This window comes from Streptomyces sp. NPDC005181 (assembly GCF_040608395.1).
In the GTDB taxonomy this organism is placed as follows: domain Bacteria; phylum Actinomycetota; class Actinomycetes; order Streptomycetales; family Streptomycetaceae; genus Streptomyces.
In genome coordinates this window covers 1-15788 of sequence record NZ_JBEXID010000115.1, presented here as the reverse complement: position 1 = coordinate 15788, position 15788 = coordinate 1, and the positions used below count along the sequence as shown (strand labels likewise).

Annotated in this window: 15 protein-coding genes; 3 read left to right on the top strand and 12 right to left on the bottom strand. The window is 69.0% G+C overall.

The features are described from left to right. The first annotated feature begins 468 nt into the window (after positions 1-468). Positions 469-909, top strand: coding sequence for a substrate-binding domain-containing protein (locus ABZV38_RS35850; protein WP_356332633.1), 441 nt, complete (start codon positions 469-471; stop codon positions 907-909). A gap of 299 nt (positions 910-1208) precedes the next feature. On the opposite strand, the gene ABZV38_RS35845 is transcribed toward ABZV38_RS35850, so the two are convergent. The 6 genes from ABZV38_RS35845 to ABZV38_RS35820 all read right to left on the bottom strand — a co-directional run bounded on the left by ABZV38_RS35845 (position 1209) and on the right by ABZV38_RS35820 (position 6678). Further along, positions 1209-1481 (bottom strand): HPr family phosphocarrier protein, encoded by a 273-nt coding sequence (locus tag ABZV38_RS35845; protein WP_356332631.1) that lies wholly within the window; start codon positions 1479-1481, stop codon positions 1209-1211. 50 nt (positions 1482-1531) lie between these two features. Continuing rightward, entirely contained in the window at positions 1532-3547 is a 2016-nt protein-coding gene (locus tag ABZV38_RS35840) for a fructose-specific PTS transporter subunit EIIC (protein ID WP_356332630.1), read from the bottom strand. A gap of 84 nt (positions 3548-3631) precedes the next feature. Continuing rightward, on the bottom strand, positions 3632-4579 hold the full coding sequence (gene pfkB / locus ABZV38_RS35835) for a 1-phosphofructokinase (protein ID WP_356332629.1): 948 nt from the start codon (positions 4577-4579) through the stop codon (positions 3632-3634). Further along, the gene (locus ABZV38_RS35830) at positions 4576-5337 is read right to left on the bottom strand and encodes a DeoR/GlpR family DNA-binding transcription regulator (protein WP_356332632.1); all 762 of its coding nucleotides are present in this window, start codon (positions 5335-5337) and stop codon (positions 4576-4578) included. The genes pfkB and ABZV38_RS35830 overlap by 4 nt, the downstream gene beginning before the upstream one ends. 565 nt (positions 5338-5902) lie before the next feature. Beyond that, a complete protein-coding gene (locus ABZV38_RS35825) occupies positions 5903-6370 on the bottom strand; it encodes an SRPBCC domain-containing protein (protein WP_356332628.1) in 468 nt (155 codons plus the stop codon). After that, positions 6367-6678, bottom strand: a complete 312-nt coding sequence (locus ABZV38_RS35820; protein ID WP_356332627.1) for a metalloregulator ArsR/SmtB family transcription factor — start codon at positions 6676-6678, stop codon at positions 6367-6369. The genes ABZV38_RS35825 and ABZV38_RS35820 overlap by 4 nt, the downstream gene beginning before the upstream one ends. A gap of 96 nt (positions 6679-6774) precedes the next feature. Between ABZV38_RS35820 and ABZV38_RS35815 the strand changes: the two genes are divergently transcribed. Beyond that, entirely contained in the window at positions 6775-7191 is a 417-nt protein-coding gene (locus ABZV38_RS35815) for an SRPBCC domain-containing protein (protein WP_356332626.1), read from the top strand. 970 nt (positions 7192-8161) lie between these two features. On the opposite strand, the gene ABZV38_RS35810 is transcribed toward ABZV38_RS35815, so the two are convergent. The 5 genes from ABZV38_RS35810 to ABZV38_RS35790 all read right to left on the bottom strand — a co-directional run bounded on the left by ABZV38_RS35810 (position 8162) and on the right by ABZV38_RS35790 (position 12290). Continuing rightward, positions 8162-8728 (bottom strand): YcxB family protein, encoded by a 567-nt coding sequence (locus ABZV38_RS35810; RefSeq protein WP_356332625.1) that lies wholly within the window; start codon positions 8726-8728, stop codon positions 8162-8164. A 40-nt stretch (positions 8729-8768) separates the two neighbouring features. Continuing rightward, positions 8769-9308 (bottom strand): hypothetical protein, encoded by a 540-nt coding sequence (locus tag ABZV38_RS35805; RefSeq protein WP_356332624.1) that lies wholly within the window; start codon positions 9306-9308, stop codon positions 8769-8771. 275 nt (positions 9309-9583) lie between these two features. Next, on the bottom strand, positions 9584-10525 hold the full coding sequence (locus ABZV38_RS35800; protein ID WP_356332623.1) for a 2-dehydropantoate 2-reductase: 942 nt from the start codon (positions 10523-10525) through the stop codon (positions 9584-9586). A 245-nt stretch (positions 10526-10770) separates the two neighbouring features. After that, the gene (locus ABZV38_RS35795) at positions 10771-11673 is read right to left on the bottom strand and encodes a pyridoxamine 5'-phosphate oxidase family protein (RefSeq protein ID WP_356332622.1); all 903 of its coding nucleotides are present in this window, start codon (positions 11671-11673) and stop codon (positions 10771-10773) included. A 56-nt stretch (positions 11674-11729) separates the two neighbouring features. After that, positions 11730-12290: an ABATE domain-containing protein gene (locus ABZV38_RS35790; RefSeq protein ID WP_356332621.1), complete on the bottom strand. Its 561-nt coding sequence runs from the start codon at positions 12288-12290 to the stop codon at positions 11730-11732. Between the two features lie 304 nt (positions 12291-12594). Between ABZV38_RS35790 and ABZV38_RS35785 the strand changes: the two genes are divergently transcribed. Continuing rightward, entirely contained in the window at positions 12595-14844 is a 2250-nt protein-coding gene (locus tag ABZV38_RS35785; RefSeq protein ID WP_356332620.1) for a SpoIIE family protein phosphatase, read from the top strand. A 633-nt stretch (positions 14845-15477) separates the two neighbouring features. Here the strand turns inward: ABZV38_RS35785 and ABZV38_RS35780 are convergent. Continuing rightward, the gene (locus ABZV38_RS35780; RefSeq protein ID WP_356332619.1) at positions 15478-15633 is read right to left on the bottom strand and encodes a helix-turn-helix domain-containing protein; all 156 of its coding nucleotides are present in this window, start codon (positions 15631-15633) and stop codon (positions 15478-15480) included. Between the last annotated feature and the right edge of the window lie 155 nt (positions 15634-15788).

Genomic DNA, 15788 nt, shown 5'->3' with positions numbered 1-15788 from the left:
TCGTCATCGGTCAACGCCAGCTCGGCCATCGGCCGCCCCATCTTCGCCATGAAGACAGTCTACTTACTCAACGAATCTACGACGCAGGACACTAGATGAGCGCCTCAAACGGGCGTCCGGTGCGCGGCAGCCACGAGTTCGTCGAACTCGTCCCACAGCGTCTTCGGGGGCGTCGGAACCATAGGTGGTCGCAGGAAAAGGGGTTGGGCGGGGGCTCGGAGGACGAACTCATCGACGTCGTACAGACGTTGCAGCCGTTCGCCGTCGCGGCCCTTCCCTTCCCTTCACCTCCGCCGCCGTGCGGCGGCGTCTGCTCGACGCCGGCACTCGGCACGTCATCGGGCTCAACACTGCGGAGGACGACAACTTCGAACCCAAGCGGCCCGGGGAAGCAGCCATCGGCCGAACCCAGATCCGACACCTGGCCGAGCGTAAGCGCACGAAAATCGTCTATGTGCTCCCGGACGAATCCCCCGGCTGCCGATCGCACGGGCGCGTCTTCGCGGCGCCCAGGAGGAGTGCACGCTCCAGGGCCTGCGCGCACCCCTGGTGCTGTCCTTGCCGATGGACCGTGGTGCCATCGCCGACGCTCTGTCGTCGCTCGATTCCTTGCGTGGCACCGCAGGCCTGGCAACTGCAGACGACCACATGGGCATCGCGGTCCTGGGCGCTATGGCAGACCTGGGCTGGTCCGCTCCCCTCGACCTTGCCGTAGTCGGCGCCGACAACTTCGCCGAGGGCGAGTTCGTTGTCCCCCCGCTCACCTCGGTGTACCTACCGCTGACCAACCTCCGTACCGTTGCGGCGGACTGGCTGAACAAGGTCCTCGCAGGAACGGGCCCCACCACCGATCACGCTCTGTTGAGCGAGGACGTGACAGCCGAGTGCGTAGTCAGAAAGTCATCCTGACCAAGCACTACTAGACCCATGCACTCATGGTGCGCGTTTCAGTGGGAACGGGACGCTGCCGTGGCTTCCCTTCGAACCAGAACCACTTGGAGTCGCCTGACCTGCGGAGACACTCCGATGCGCCCCGCCCCTTGCGGGCGTCGGGGCGAATGCGCCCGTTTTCGGCAAGCCATTGGTGGACGGCTGAGGCGACATCGCCGCGGTGGCCGGCGTACGACCCGGCGACTGAAACACTGCACGGCAACGCCCGCCGTCCCCTGAGCCCTTGCGCGCTCGGTGGACGGCGGGGGCCGCTGACCTCACGGCGTGGCATCAAGGTCGCGGGCGAGGAGCGTGGCCAACTCCTCGACCGCGGCCTCCGCGCCGTCGCCCTCCGCGGCCAGCACCACTGAGTCGCCGTACTGGGCCGCGAGGGCGAGCACGGAGAGCAGACTCCGGGCGTCGACCGCGCCCTGGCCGTCCCGGCTGATAGTCACCTTGACCGGCTGCCGAGTCGCTGCCTGGACGAGCAACGAGGCCGGACGGGCGTGCAGACCGCTGCGGGAACCCACGGCGACAGTGCGCTGATGCATGGTGAACTCTCCTGTGTGGTAGTGAGGGAACGGAGTTACGGGGCAGACCGTCAGGCGGCGACGGAGATCTTGGGCTCTTCGGTCGCCGGGGCCGGCGCCGGCGCCTCCGCGGTCCGGCGCATCCCCTTGAGCAGGACAACCAGGGCGGTCGCGACCGCCGTACCGGCGGCGATGGCCAGCAGGTAGAGGAACGGATCGCCGATGAGTGGTACCACGAAGATGCCACCGTGCGGGGCTCGCAGTGTGCAGCCGAAGGCCATCGACAGCGCACCGGTCACCGCGCCGCCGGCCATCACCGACGGGATCACCCGAAGAGGGTCGGCCGCCGCGAACGGGATCGCGCCCTCGCTGATGAAGGACGCGCCCAGGACCCAGGCCGCCCTGCCGTTCTCCCGCTCGGTCTTGGTGAACAGCCTGCCGCGCAGGGTGGTTGCGAGTGCCATGGCCAGCGGCGGCACCATGCCGGCTGCCATCACTGCGGCCATCACCTTGAGGCTGCCGGGCGTCGGGTCGGCCAGGCCGCCGACCGCGAAGGCGTAAGCCACCTTGTTGAGCGGCCCGCCCATGTCGAAGCACATCATCAGGCCGAGGACAATGCCGAGAATGATCGCGTTCGAGCCGGAGAGCCCGTTGAGGCCGTCGGTCAGGGCCCGTTGGAGCGAGGCGATCGGCTTGCCGACAACGATGAACATCAGGAAACCGACGACCACCGAGGCGATCAGGGGAATCACCAGCACCGGCATGATGCCGCGCAGCGTGGGATGGACCTTCACCCGTTGGATCGCCATCACCACCGCACCGGCCAGCAGCCCCGCCGCGAGGCCGCCGAGGAAGCCCGCGTTGACGGTGAGGGCGATGGCACCGCCGACGAACCCGGGGACGAGCGCGGGCCGGTCCGCCATGCCGTACGCGATGTACCCGGCCAGTACCGGCACCAGGAAGGCGAATGAGGCGGTGCCGATCTGGTTGAGCAGAGCGGCCCAGCTGTCGGCCTCTCCCCAGACGAAGTGGTCCGCGACGGACTTGGCACTGGCGATTTCGTAGCCGCCGATGGCGAACGACAGCGCGATGAGGAGGCCGCCTGCGGCGACGAACGGCACCATGTAACTGACGCCGGACATCAGGTAGGTCCGCAACCGGATCCCGAAGTGTGCGTGGTCACCGCCGGTCGCAGCTCCGTCGTCCTGCTGAGTGGCGCCGCCCATGACGGTGCTGGTCTTGCCGCGCTCCGCCTGCCGCTTGGCTTCGGCGATCAGCGCGGCGGGTCGGTTGATCCCTGCCTTGACCCCGGTGTCGACGATGGGCTTGCCGTCGAACCGCGCCTTCTCGCGCACCTCGACGTCATGCGCCCAGATGACCGCGTCGGCAGCGGCGATGAGCCCTGGATCGAGCCTTTCGAACCCGGCTGAGCCCTGCGTCTCCACGTCGAGCACCACGCCTTGGGCGCGGGCCGCGGCTGCCAGCGACTCGGCGGCCATGTAAGTGTGTGCGATGCCGGTCGGACATGACGTGACGGCGACGATCCGGAAGGGTTCGTCGGCCGGTGCGGCGCTGTCCGCGGCAGGCCCGTCCGCTGTTGCACCCTCCGGGGGCGAGGCGTCCGGAGCCGAGCCCATCGGCGCGGCCTCCTCGCCACGGATCAGGGCCACGGCCGCGTCCGGGGCGCGCTCCGCGCGCAGTGCGCTCGTGAAGGCCGGGTCCATCAGCCGTCGTGCCAGGGCAGAAAGGATGGTCAGGTGGTCGTCGTCGGCCCCGGCCGGCGCCGCTATCAGGAAGATCAGATCCGCGGGACCGTCCGCCGCACCGAAGTCGATGCCCCGGTCACTGCGGCCGAAGGCGAGCGTGGGCGCGGTGACATGCTCGCTGCGGCAGTGCGGGATGCCGATGCCGCCGTCCAGACCGGTCGGCATCTGTGCCTCACGGGCGGCGACGTCGGCGAGGAAGCCGTCGAGGTCGGTGACGCGGCCCTCCGTGACCATCCGCTCGGCAAGCGACCGGGCGGCGTCGTACTTCGTCTCGGCAGACAGATCGAGATCGACCAGTGCCGCGGTGATCAGTTCACTCATCGCGGGGCTCCTTGCTCGTGGGCCGACCTGCGGGCGGCTCGGGGGACTCGGGGCGGTGCGGGCTGGGTCGCGCATACACGGCAGTCATGAAGTCGGCTCCGTCAGGGGTCGATCCAGGGCGATGTCGGTGGTCGTCGTGACCGCCGACAGGTCGAGTTCCGCGGGGGTCGGCATAACGCTGCCCGGAAGCTGCACGGCCGCCGCGCCGTGGGCGACCGCCGCGGCGAGCGCAGCCGGGCCTCTTCCACCCGCGGTGAGGAAGCCCGCGAGGGAGGCGTCGCCCGCTCCGACATTGCTGCGGACTGCGTCCACCCGGGCGCTTCCGAAGTACGTTCCCGTACCGTCGACCAGCAGTTGCCCGTCGGCCCCGAGGCTGGCAAGAACGGACCGGGCGCCGCGCTCGCGGAGCTCCTCCGCCGCCTTCACGGCGTCGCCCACCGTCTCCAGTGGGCGACCGACGGCCTCGGCGAGCTCCTGCGCGTTCGGCTTGATCACATCGGGGCGCTCCCGCAGCGCCGTGGTCAGCGCCGCGCCGGAGGTGTCAAGGGCGATCCGGGCCCCGGCACGGTGGCTCCGCGACACCAACTCGGCGTACCACTGCGGGGGCAGCCCGCGCGGCAGACTGCCACAGCAGACGATCCAGTCCGTGGCCGCCGACCGGGTTCGTACGGCATCGAGCAGGGCCTCTGCCTCGGCCACAGTGATCTCCGGGCCTACCGCGTTGACCTTGGTCAGCGTTCCATCGGGTTCGACGAGTGTGACGTTGCTACGGGTGCTGCCGACGATGGGCACTCCGGCCGACTCGATGCCGTGCTCGCCGAGGAGCCGGGCGAGCAGTGCGCCCTCAGGCCCGCCGAGCGGTGCGACAGCGATCGTGCGGTGGCCGGCTGCCGCAACCGCGCGCGAGACGTTGATGCCTTTGCCGCCGGGGTCGACTCGGTCGTAGGTGGCCCGCAGCACGGCACCGCGGGTGAGCCCGGGCAGCTCGTACGTACGGTCCAGGCTGGGATTGGGGGTGACGGTGAGGATCATGCGCGTACTACTTCCGTGCCCTGGCCTTCGATGGCGAGGGCGTCGTCCGAGCCGAGTCCGGTGTCGGTGATGAGCAGATCGACCTGCGCGAGATCACCGAAGCGCGCGAAGTGTTCCTGGCCGAACTTGGCGGAGTCGGCCAGGAGCACGACCCGCCGGGCGGCAGAGATCATGGCGCGCTTGACGGCGGCCTCGGCCAGGTCCGGCGTGGTCAGACCTCCCTTCGGTGAGAAGCCGTTGGTGGCGAGGAAGACGACATCAGCGTTGATCTCGCTGTAGGCGTTCAACGCCCAGGCATCGACGGCGGCGCGGGTACGGTGCCGGACACGGCCGCCGACGAGATGCAGCGCGATGCCAGGGTGGTCGGCGAGCCGGGCGGCGACCGGCAGCGCATGGGTGACCACGGTGAGGTGGGCGTCGAGCGGGATGGCCGCGGCCAGCCGGGCGGCCGTGCTGCCCGCGTCGATGATCACGCTGCCGTCGGTGGGAAGCTCGCCAAGTGCGGCGGCCGCGATGCGCTCCTTCTCATCGATGGCCACCGCATCGCGCTCGGCGAGATCAGGCTCGAAGTCGAGCCGCCCGGCCGGAATCGCGCCGCCATGGACCCGCCGCAGCAGCCCGGCCCGATCCAGCGTCTTGAGATCACGCCGCACGGTTTCGGCAGTGACCTGGAACTCCTCGGCCAGGGACGGCACATCGACCCGGCCGCTCTCGCGGGCGAGGCGGAGGATTGCTTGCTGCCGCTCCGGTGCATACATGTTGTTTTGGATCCGTTCCATGCCCGACTGTGTGGATTCGCGGTTACGTTACGCCCATGGTTCGACGATGTAAACAGACTCGGGCATGAACGGGCCTGAACGGACAGGTGATGTCGGGACCGCCGTCGCCAGGTCCACTGTCCGCGTGACACGGTCGGCGAGTGCGGCGGCCAGTCGGGAGGCCGGAGTGCAGTGGCCGTCCGGGCCTGATCGCCCCGGGGTGGCGGTCCTACCCGCGCATCAAGCCAGCACAGCCGCGCCTCCAACATGGCCGAAGACGTACGGGCGTTGAACGAGAAGATCGCGCAGATCGGCCGCCGTCGAGGACCGACTCCGCGCCCACGACCTCGCGAAGGTCATCACGAGCATGCCGGGCATCGGTCGTTGCTCCTCGCGCCGAGTTCCTCGCGAGGGTCGGCAGCCGACCTCACCTTCTTCGCCGGCCCGGACCGGCCGGCCCGCCCGCGCTCGAGAGCTGACCCCCACGGGCCTCGGCTCATGGAGAACCTCAAGCCGTTGGCGCGGTCGTCCGGTCCGCTGGTGCAGCGACGGGTCCGGCGTGGGGTCAGCCGACGGGCTGCTGCATCCAGGCGTCCGGGCCGGGGTCGCCGCCCTCGGCGCGTACAGCGAGGCGGCCGACGTAGTGCTGCCAGCCCTCCGCGTGCGCGGCGCACGCCTCCGGAGAGGGGAGCCCGCTGTGGACCAGGCGGAGCAGGGTGCCTTCCGCGGTCGGTTCCAGGGTTATCGCCACGGTGGTGGATCCGGCCGGCACGGGCATACCACCCTCCTCCCAGCCCCAGGTGAACACGAGCCGCTTGGGCGGATCGACGGTGATGAAGCGGCCGGAGGCGACGTTCTGGCCGGTGACACGAGTGCGATAGGAGCCGCCGGGCTCGAAGGAGAACACGCCGTCGGCGCCCATCCAGGACAGCCACTTCTCGCGGTCGGTGAAGAAGCTGAAGACGGTCTCCGGACGGGCCGCGATGCGGCGCTCCAGCGTGACGGTGTGCGTGGGGGTCGCGGGTGTCGTCATGAGGTGTTCTCGCTCCGTTCGGCCTCTTCGGCGAGCCGGGCCAAGGTGTCGAGCTTGGAGCTCCACATGCTCTGGAGGTACTCGGCCAGCGGGCCGAGCGCCTCCCGGTCCGCCCGGTAGAACCGCTTCGTACCGTCTTTGCGCAGCGTAACCAGGCCCGTGTCCCGCAGCACCTTCAGATGCTGGGAGACGGCCCCGAAGGTGACCTCGAAGCGGGCCGCGATATCTCCCGCGGACAGCTCGTCGTCCCAGACCAGCCGCAGGATCTCGCGCCGCCGGGGCTCGGCTATGACCTGTACCGCGTCCATGCTCCGAATTTTAGTCCACGCTGCAGTTTGCCAATCCCTGGAACCTTATTTTAGTCTTGGCTAAATTAATCCTCTTCGCACCACCAGGAGCAGGTCATGACCGAGATCACCTACGAGACCGACATCGCCGCCGGCCGGGCCCGCGTGCTGGACGCGCTCAACACGCACGACGGACTCACCGGCTGGTGGACCAACGACGTCAACCGCAAGGACGAGGTCCTGTTCTTCAACTTCCCCGGTGTTCCCGAGCCCTTCCAGCTCCGCCGCGACCGGGCCGACCAGGACCGCATCACGTGGGTGAACGTCGGTACCTTCCCGCCCCACTGGGGCGGCACCACCATCACCTGGGACCTGACCGATACCCCCGAAGGGACCCGGGTGGCGTTCTCCCACTCCGGCTTCCCGGAGGGGGAGAGCGAGATCCCGATGATCAGTGAGACCTGGGGCCTGCTGATGACCCGTCTGAAGGACTACGCGGAGACCGGCAAGCCGGACCCCTTCTTCACCGTCTGAGCTGGGTTCCTCACCTCGGTCGGTGCCGGGCTTGCGGCGCCAATCCGGTCGGGACCCGTGCCCGTGCCTTTCGCAGTGCGCTTCGGCAGAGCGATCGTGTTGGGCTGCCCGATGAGAGATAACGTGTACCGCCGCAGCCGGCAGTGCATCTAGCCTGTGGGACATGCATCAGGACCGAAGGCGCGACCGGCGTCCAGCTCGTCGCGTGGGGCTGGTGCGGGCCACGCACCAGGCTCCGGCCTTGGCAGTCGAGGGGGCCGATGTCGTGATCGTTGGCTACTTCTCCGGGAAGCAGAAGGACTTCGCCACGCTGATGGATTCAGCGGTGCAGGAGGTGACGACGCATGGTGCACGGGTCGTGGGCCGGATCGTGCAGCGGCGTGGCGTCTCGGACGGCGGGGCCAAGAGGATGGCCCTGCCCCATTCGTCGCGGACTCTTCTGAGCTACGGGAAGGTTCGCGAAGCAGCCGCTCTCTGTGAGCGGACCCATGCTGACGGGGCGGTCTTCTTGGCGCCTCTGACGGGGCGCCAGCGTCGTGTGCTGACAGGGATGCTTGGCTGCCCCGCTGTGAGTCTCGCCGATGCCCTGACTGCTGACGGAGTCCGTCCTTAGCCTCTGATCTCGAACAGTGAGTCGTACACGCTCACTCGCCTGGGCATTCGCCGGACAGGCGGACGGCCCCCGCATGAGCATGCGTTCCGTCGCAGAACCGCACCGTGGAGTGAGCCGGACGCGGTCACGGTGCAGGTCACCGACCGGTACGGCACCGCCCGCACGATGGCCTGGGACCTGATGCACCCCCGGCCGACCACCCGGTCGGCGGGGATCGACCATGACGGCGAACAGCCCGTCATCGAGGGCACGTGGCTCCGCATCCAGGTCGATCACCTGCCCGGCGACGGCGAGCCGCTGTCCGTCTGGCTGCGGTCCTCGAAGACCGAGGTGACCGCGGGGGCGACGGCCGGCGCGTCACACGCGAGTGGTGTGCTGGTCCAGGATGGCCCGCAGCCGGTCGAGGTCCCCGGTCTCATGCACGCCCCGCACGGGCAGGACATCGAGGCACATGATGTTGGGGTCTCGGCTGAGCAGGACGAAGTGGCCGGCCGTCTCCCGGTAGCCCTGGAAGACGGACCACTTCTGGACCAACGTGCTGTGGTCGCTGCGGCAGGTGATCCCGGCCGGAGACACGGTGGCGCGGTACTCGCCCTGCCATCCGATGATTCGCTGCACGTGGGCGGCCTGTAGCCGCGGGTACCCCCACACCACCAGGACGACGAACAAGAACAGAGCGGTCGAGATCACGTCGATACTCCCGCGGCCCACGGCGGAGACCAGCCACTGCCCTACCCACAGTGCGACGAACACGCCCCGCAGCAGTAGCCCGGTCCGCTTGATCCGCTCGCGGACCCGCAGGCCGGTCAGTGTGTCGGCAGACTGGGGCCGGTACACCAGCTGGACCGCGTTCTGCTCGTCCACGACATCGTCAGAGGTTTCCGCGCTGTTGTTGGTGCCTTCGGCGCTGCGGCCTTCGGTCATGATCCCTCCCGGTACGAAGACCTGCGGATCCTACCGAATGTCAGTGCCGTGGCGGACGGCCGCCGTGGCGGGGCAGGTGGCGATCGAGTATGCCGCGCAGCCGGTCGGTGTCGCCCCTGCCTATGGCGCGCTTCGGCAGATAGTGCACCACGAGCAGGTACGGCGCGGGCGTCAGCAGGACGAATCCGGCGGCGGTCTCCACGTACCCGCCGAGGCTCCGCCAGCCCCGGCGCGTCTCCATGTGCGTGCCCGCGAAGCGCACAGCGTCGTCGGAGTCACCGACGGTCACGGTCCAGGGGCCCAGCGGGGCGCACATCTTGGCATGCCGCGCGGCCAGGACGCCCGTCCTGACGACGAGGCCGAGCAGGCTGCCGAGGAAGGCGCTTCCCGCCGCCAGGACGTTGTCGACGAGCAGCCACACCGTCACCGCGAAGAGCACCGGCAGTAGCAGTCCTTGCAGCCGGCCCTTGATCCCCCGTACCCGCCCGCGTGCGTGGAACGCGTCGGACCAGTCCGGCTGCCTCAGCTCGTATCTCAGCTCGACGACGGCGCCCGCCGCCACTCTCCGCCCCTCTGTCACGGCCCCTCCCCCGTGCTGCTCGGTGACGAGCCGTGATCGTAGCGGGCGAGCCGCCCTCAGACCAGGTCGAGGACCGTCAGCCCATACGACATCGCGAGTTCAACCTCAGTAACCCTCATTCAAACGAGACGTTCTCTCACAGATGCCCGGTTTGCCCCTGCCCCGGACACACGAGGCCCACACGCCCCAGGCGCCGGGCGGGGAGGGCGACGGTCCCCTCCCGGCGCCTGGCACCTTCACCGGACCCACTCCGGTCGGCCCGTGCTGCACGGGGTTCAGTCCATGGCGGGCACGCCGAGTTCGTAGGGAGCCAGAATGTCCGCCACGGCCTGATTGCGCGGCACGGAGATTCCCATGCGGGTGGCCAGCTCGACCACACCGCCGCTGAGCCACGGCAGTTCGAGGCGGTTTCCATGCTCGAGGTCGTTGTGCATGGACGAGGTCATGTCGGCTGGAAGCGTGTCGCAGAACGCGAGTCGGTCATCGGCGAACTTCTCGTCCAGTTGGACGCCCGAAGCCTGACCGACGGCGACGACCTCGGCCATGAGATCGCGCAGCAGGACACGGGAGCGCGGATGGGTGCGGACGGCACCGATGGGCTGCCGGATGGCCGTCGTGGTGGCCGAGAGACCGACCAGGAAGACGAACTTCTCCCAGATGAGTCTCTCGATGTCGCTGCTGATCTCGGCCTCGATCCCTGCGGCGTGGCATGCGGCGTGGCATGCGGCGAGAAACGCCCGTGCAAGCGGAGTCTGCTCCTGTTGGTAGTCGCCGAACACCACTTTCTGCAGGGTGCCGTTGTGGGTGATGATCCCGGGTTCCTGGATGAAGGCCGAGATGTAGCAGGCTCCGCCCAGGACTGCCTCGTGGGGCAGATGGCGGCGCAGGATCATGTCCTTGTGCACGCCGTTCTGCAGGGAAATGACGCGTGCTCCGCGGTCGACAGCCGGTCGCAGCTGCGCGGCGACGTCGTCGGTGTCCCACAGTTTGACGGCGACAATGACGAGGTCGACGGGCCCCAGTTCGGAAATGCTGGCCACGGCGGAGTTGGCGGGAGCCCGGAACGCGCCCAGTGGGCTGCGGATTTCGAGTCCGTCGCGGCGGATCGCCTCGAGGTGGCGGCCCCGGGCAACAAAGGTCACGTCGTTGCCGGCGACGGCGAGCCGGGTACCGAAGTACCCGCCCACCCCGCCAGCTCCGACAATGGCTATACGCATGATGTTCCTTTCGTCGACTGGTTGCCCGCAGGCGCGTGGGTGCGCTCAGGACGGGGATCGTGTGCCGCGCACCGGTTGGGTTGCATCGCCGTGTGCCGTCGGGGGTGATACGGAGCGCAGAAGGGCCTCGCCACGTACTGCGCGGCGCCGGTCAGGACCTGGCGCACGATGACCTGCTCGCAGCCCCACACCATGACCCGCGCTGTGGCTGGTTGTGTCGGCCATCGCGTCGGGGGCTGCCGCCGTCATGCGGCGAGTTCGGGGTTGTGGGGCGAGAAGTTCACGGCCCCGGCGCGCAGGGGAATCCGGCCGGTGCGGATCTGCTGGGGGTGGAACCGGACGCGGCGGCCGGTTCCACCGTCGTCCCCGGAGGAGCCGGGGGTGACCCATTCCAGCTCGGCCGTGCCCGAGAGCTGCACCAGGGTGCCGGTGCCGAAGTCGACGAAGAGCAGGGCCGCGTCCGGGTCGACAGCGATGTTGCCCAGGCTGTTGAAGAGGTTGTTGCCCGCGTAGTCGGGCCACCAGATCACGCCGTCCTCGACCCGGACGAATCCGGGGTTGCCGCCCTTGTGTGACGTGTCGGTTCCCCGGGAGGGGTGGGTGGTGCCGAGGAAGAATGTGTCAGCCTGCCGGATCATGCGCTCAAACCCGGCGGTGAGGAGCCCAGCTTCTCCGCTCGCTGTGGCTGTATCGGCCGGGGCCGGGGTGAGGATCCGCTGCTGGATGTAGGAGGGGCAGTTCCCGAATGCCTGGTCGGCGTCGATCTGCAGGGCGTGGCCTCCGCCTGCGGTAAGGGTTCCGTTGACGCGGACCCTTCGCCGGATGGCGAAGTCGATGGCGAGCAGGCCGACTTCCTGCCCGGCAGGCATGTCCTGGAGCGGATCGTCATCCTGCGGGGCTGCGTGGACCGTGAGGGTGGTGCCGTGTGCGTCCAGGAAACCGGCCTCCCCCTGCAACGGTGAGGTCCACAGGCGGCCCGTGCCGTCGCGGGCGGTCAGGACGGCGAGGGTGCGGTCAGCGAGAAACCGGGTGATGCCTCCGTCCAGGCGCGGAGGCAGAAGCATCCTTTCGAGCCGGGCGGCCTCGTCCTCGACTCCCGCCCGGTGCTGGACGTCGCGTTCACCTTCGTGGAATCCCACCCTGCTCATCCTCGCTCCTGTCTGTCCGTCCGTGCCTGCCGTGCGCCTTGCGGCCGGCCCGCGTGTCAGGTGCCGCCGGCTCGGTCGGTGTGCGTTCGTTCGTAGTGGCGGGCGACCCGCGCGCGGTTGCCGCAGATGTTGCTGGTGCACCACTTGCGCCGCTTGTTCTCGGCGAGGAAGAGCATCGAGCAGGCCGGGTTGGCACAGCGGCGCAGGAGACGGAGTCGTTCGGGGGTGGCGAGCAGCCCGATGGCCTCTGCGGCGATGGCGGCCAAAGTCGCGCTCCCGCCGTGCTCGGTGTGCCAGCGTTCCTCGCTGCGGATGCCGCTGGCCGTCATGACCAGCCGAGGGCTCACGGGAGCCGCGGCCGCGGCGGCGTTGATGTCGTCCAGCGAATGGGGCCGCGCTTCGCGGCCCTCAAGATGAGCGTCCAGGACGTCCCGGATCGCCGCGCGCAGTCGGCGCATGGCCGCGGTGTCGGGAACAGGCCCGGGCGGCAGGCTTCCGGACTGCAGAGCCCACCAGGTCGCGGAGGCCTCCGGGGTACCGATGAGGTCTGTGGCCGGTTCGGTGACCGTCATCAGCGTGTCGGCCAGGTCCAGCACTACGAGCGGCTCGCCCCCCATGGGGAACCCCGCTTCCTGTAGCTCATCTATACCCACTCGAATGCTCACGAAGCAAATATACCCATTAGCCTCTCCGAGAGGAACCGGGAGCCAACCCGCAGTGAAACAAAGTTGAACGAGCGCATGTGAGTCTTTGCAGGACCTACCTAATGGATCTATGCTTGCATTGTCCATTAACAGCGGGTTCGGCTGCGAGAGGGCCGGGATCAAGCCGCATTGAGCGGTGTGCCGGGATGTGGGCCTGCCTGCCGCCGAACGGCAGGTCGGCGCTGAAACTTATACTCGCGGTAGAGGGAGCCGTTCTGTGACGAGCAGCAGCACAGTCGGAGAACACCGCCGCAGAGGCGGGTCCACACGGATCCGGGGCACAGATCTCGCGGCGGTCCTGCACTGCGCCCTCCGCGAGGCCATGTACCGACTGGATGTCGTGGCGGCAGCGGTCTACCTGCTGGACGGGGACCGCACCGAACTCAGAGCCGCGATGATCGGGGGCGGCCCACCTTCCCTCTTCACGCTTCCCGGGCGGATGGACCTGGACGCGCCCTACGCCTCCGCACGGGCCCTGGCGTCGGGCAGAGCCACCGTCCTGGTCGATCCCGACCCGGCCGAAGTGGATCAGCAGCACGTACTGCCCTATCCGTACGTCGCCATTTCGGCTCCGGTCATCACCGCGCACCACCGCTTCGGCGCCATCACCGTCCTTCGGCTGGAGACCCAGGGCGACTGCGAGGCGGCGGACTGCACAGGATTGAAGGAGATCGGTGCCGAGCTGGCCATGGCCCTCGCCGAGCTCGCCGGGAGTGGCGCTGCGATCACGCCAGGACACATGCCGATGCTCGTACCGATATTCAATCCGGATACGAGTGTCTGCACGCCGGGCTGGGGGATGTCCGGTGTCCCCGGCTCCGCGGGCGCCAGCCTGATGTATCCGCTGCGGCGTCTCGCGGACATGCTGAACCAGGCCACGACGATGGACCACATCGTCGGGGCAGCCCGGCACTGCGTCATGTCCCCGTTCCGCGCCCAGGCCCTGGTGCTGGCCTCGGCCGGCGAGGGCCGCCTGTGGGTCCTCGGACAGAGCGGGGCCTCCTCCGGCATGGTCCGGAACCTTCATGGCGCCAGGCTGGACGCCCGGACGCCGGCGGCGGAGGCGGTCCGAGGGCGTCCGTTGTTCATCTCCGGGTGCCGGCCGTCGGCCGCCGACTCCGACTGGCCCGGTAGCGAGTCGGAAGCCGAGGCGTACCTTCCTCTCATCGGAAGCAGGCACGTCATCGACCTTCCTCTCATCGGGAGCCGGAATGTCATCGGCGTCTGCTGCCTGTCGTTCAAAGGGCCCCGCGGCTTCCCGCCCGAGGAGAGGGCCGTCCTGAGCATGATGGCAGGAACGCTGGGTGCGGCAGTGGAGCGCGTCCAACTGAGCACGAAGCAGCACGAAGCCGCCGAATACCTCCAAAGACGGCTCCTCCCCACCACGCTCTCCGAACTGCCCCGGCTGACCACCACAGCGCGGTATCGGCCCGCCACGGTCACTTCCCAGGTGGGCGGTGACTGGTACGACGTGATCAAACTGCCGGGTGAGAGGGTGGCGCTGATCGTCGGCGACGTGGAAGGCCACGCCATGGAGAGCGCCGCCGTCATGGGCCAGGTGCGCACTGCGGTGGTGGCCTACGCAACCGAAGGCCACCGCCCCGCCGCGGTGATCGACCGGACCGGCAGGCTGCTTGCCGAACTGGGTACGGAACTGCTGGTGACGTGCTGTGTCGTCGCCCTGGACACAGCAGACGGCATGGCCGAGGTGGCCTTGGCCGGCCATCCCGAGCCGCTGGTGCAACGGCCCGACGGGAGCATCGGCTCTCTGGAGGCACCCGCCAACGTGCCCCTGGGTGTCGTGATGCCGGATGCGTACCGGGGGTGTGAGCACACCCTTGAGCCCGGGTCCGTCCTGATGCTGTATTCGAACGGTCTGGTCGACTGGAACGCGACGGACCCGGGATCCGGCGCAAGAGCGCTGCTCGGCTCCAGCAGCAGGGAGGCCGGATCCGATCTCGAGCAGTTGGCCGACCACCTCATCGCCGAGGTGTCGAGCCCCCACCAGCGCCGCGACGACGCAGTGCTGCTCTTCGCCCGCTACGAGGGTGCCGCAGGCAAGGGTGTGACGCGGACGGGGAGCCTGCACATCCAGCGTCGCGACCTGCACGGGGTCAAGGCGGCCCGCAGCTTCGTGGACGACCGGTTGCGCTCATGGGGGCTGGCGGAAATGTCGAACGCCCTTCAACTCATCGTCTCCGAGATCGTGACCAATGCGCTCATCCACGCGGGCAGCGACGTCGACATCCGTCTGCGTGCGTTCGCTGATCGTGTCCGGCTGGAGGTGCGGGACTCCGACAGCAACCCGCCCGTCCCTTCACCCCTGGCGCTCTCCGAGGAGGAGAACGCGGAGGCCGAGCACGGCCGGGGTCTCCTCATCGTGGAGGCCCTGGCCGGGCTGTGGAACAGCTCGCCGAACGGCCGGGGCAAGACAGTCTCGCTGGACGTGCCCATCCCGGATGCCTGAGTCATGATGCGTTCGGCGTGTGCTGTCGGCCGGTACCGGTACGGTCCGTCCCTAGGTTCTCAGATTTGGTGCGGTGTTTTGCCTGTTGAGACTGCACGGCGCCGGGTTCGGATTCCTCTCGGCGTCGGGGAGTCCGGGGTCGTCCGCCGATACGAGTTGAGCGCACGCGGATCACAAGCCACAGATGAGGTTTTCGGCACCCGCAGCCGCCGAGTACTCCCCGGCGGCGAACAGCAGCGGCAGACAGACGATCGCGTACCACGGCAGCCCTGCGGCGGCCATCCCCATCAGCGTGACAGGGCCGTTGTTTTGGCAGATGGACGCCGCCACCGCGGGTGATTCGGCATCGGCACAGCGGTCGGGCAGACCAGGGGCGGTCCCGCCGGACCTGCTGGGTGCGGTACCTCTAGGAAAACGTCGTAGGTGCGGACATCACCCTGACCGCCGGCGAGCCGGCGGCACTCCGCCCCACAGATGGCTCACCACGTCCTGCCACCCGCTGCGGCGTGAAACACCTACGCCAAGCGCTCCCCCGCACCCGGGCCGGCCCCCGATGCGCCGTGCGAGCTCGGCGACCGGTCCGGGCTCCTCGGCGCAGCGCCGGCCGTGCGGGCCGCGACGCGGTCCGGGTCCTTACGTCGGCGGGCAATTCGAGTCCACCGGCGTCGGCCCGGTGCGGCGGGAGATCTGGGCGAGTCGCAGCACGGGCCGATCCGGAGCGAAGGCTTCCAGCACCTGCAGAGCTCTGGCTGTCACCGAACAGCTGCCGGTCGAGGCTTTGCGCTGCATGCGGGCCTCCTCGCCGGACGCCCTCCGCTCCACCGTGGACTCGGGCACTTCACCGCGAAGCTAGTGTCCTGCGTCGTAGATTCGTTGAGTAAGTAGACTGTCTTCATGGCGAAGATGGGGCGGCCGATGGCCGAGCTGGCGTTGACCGATGACGA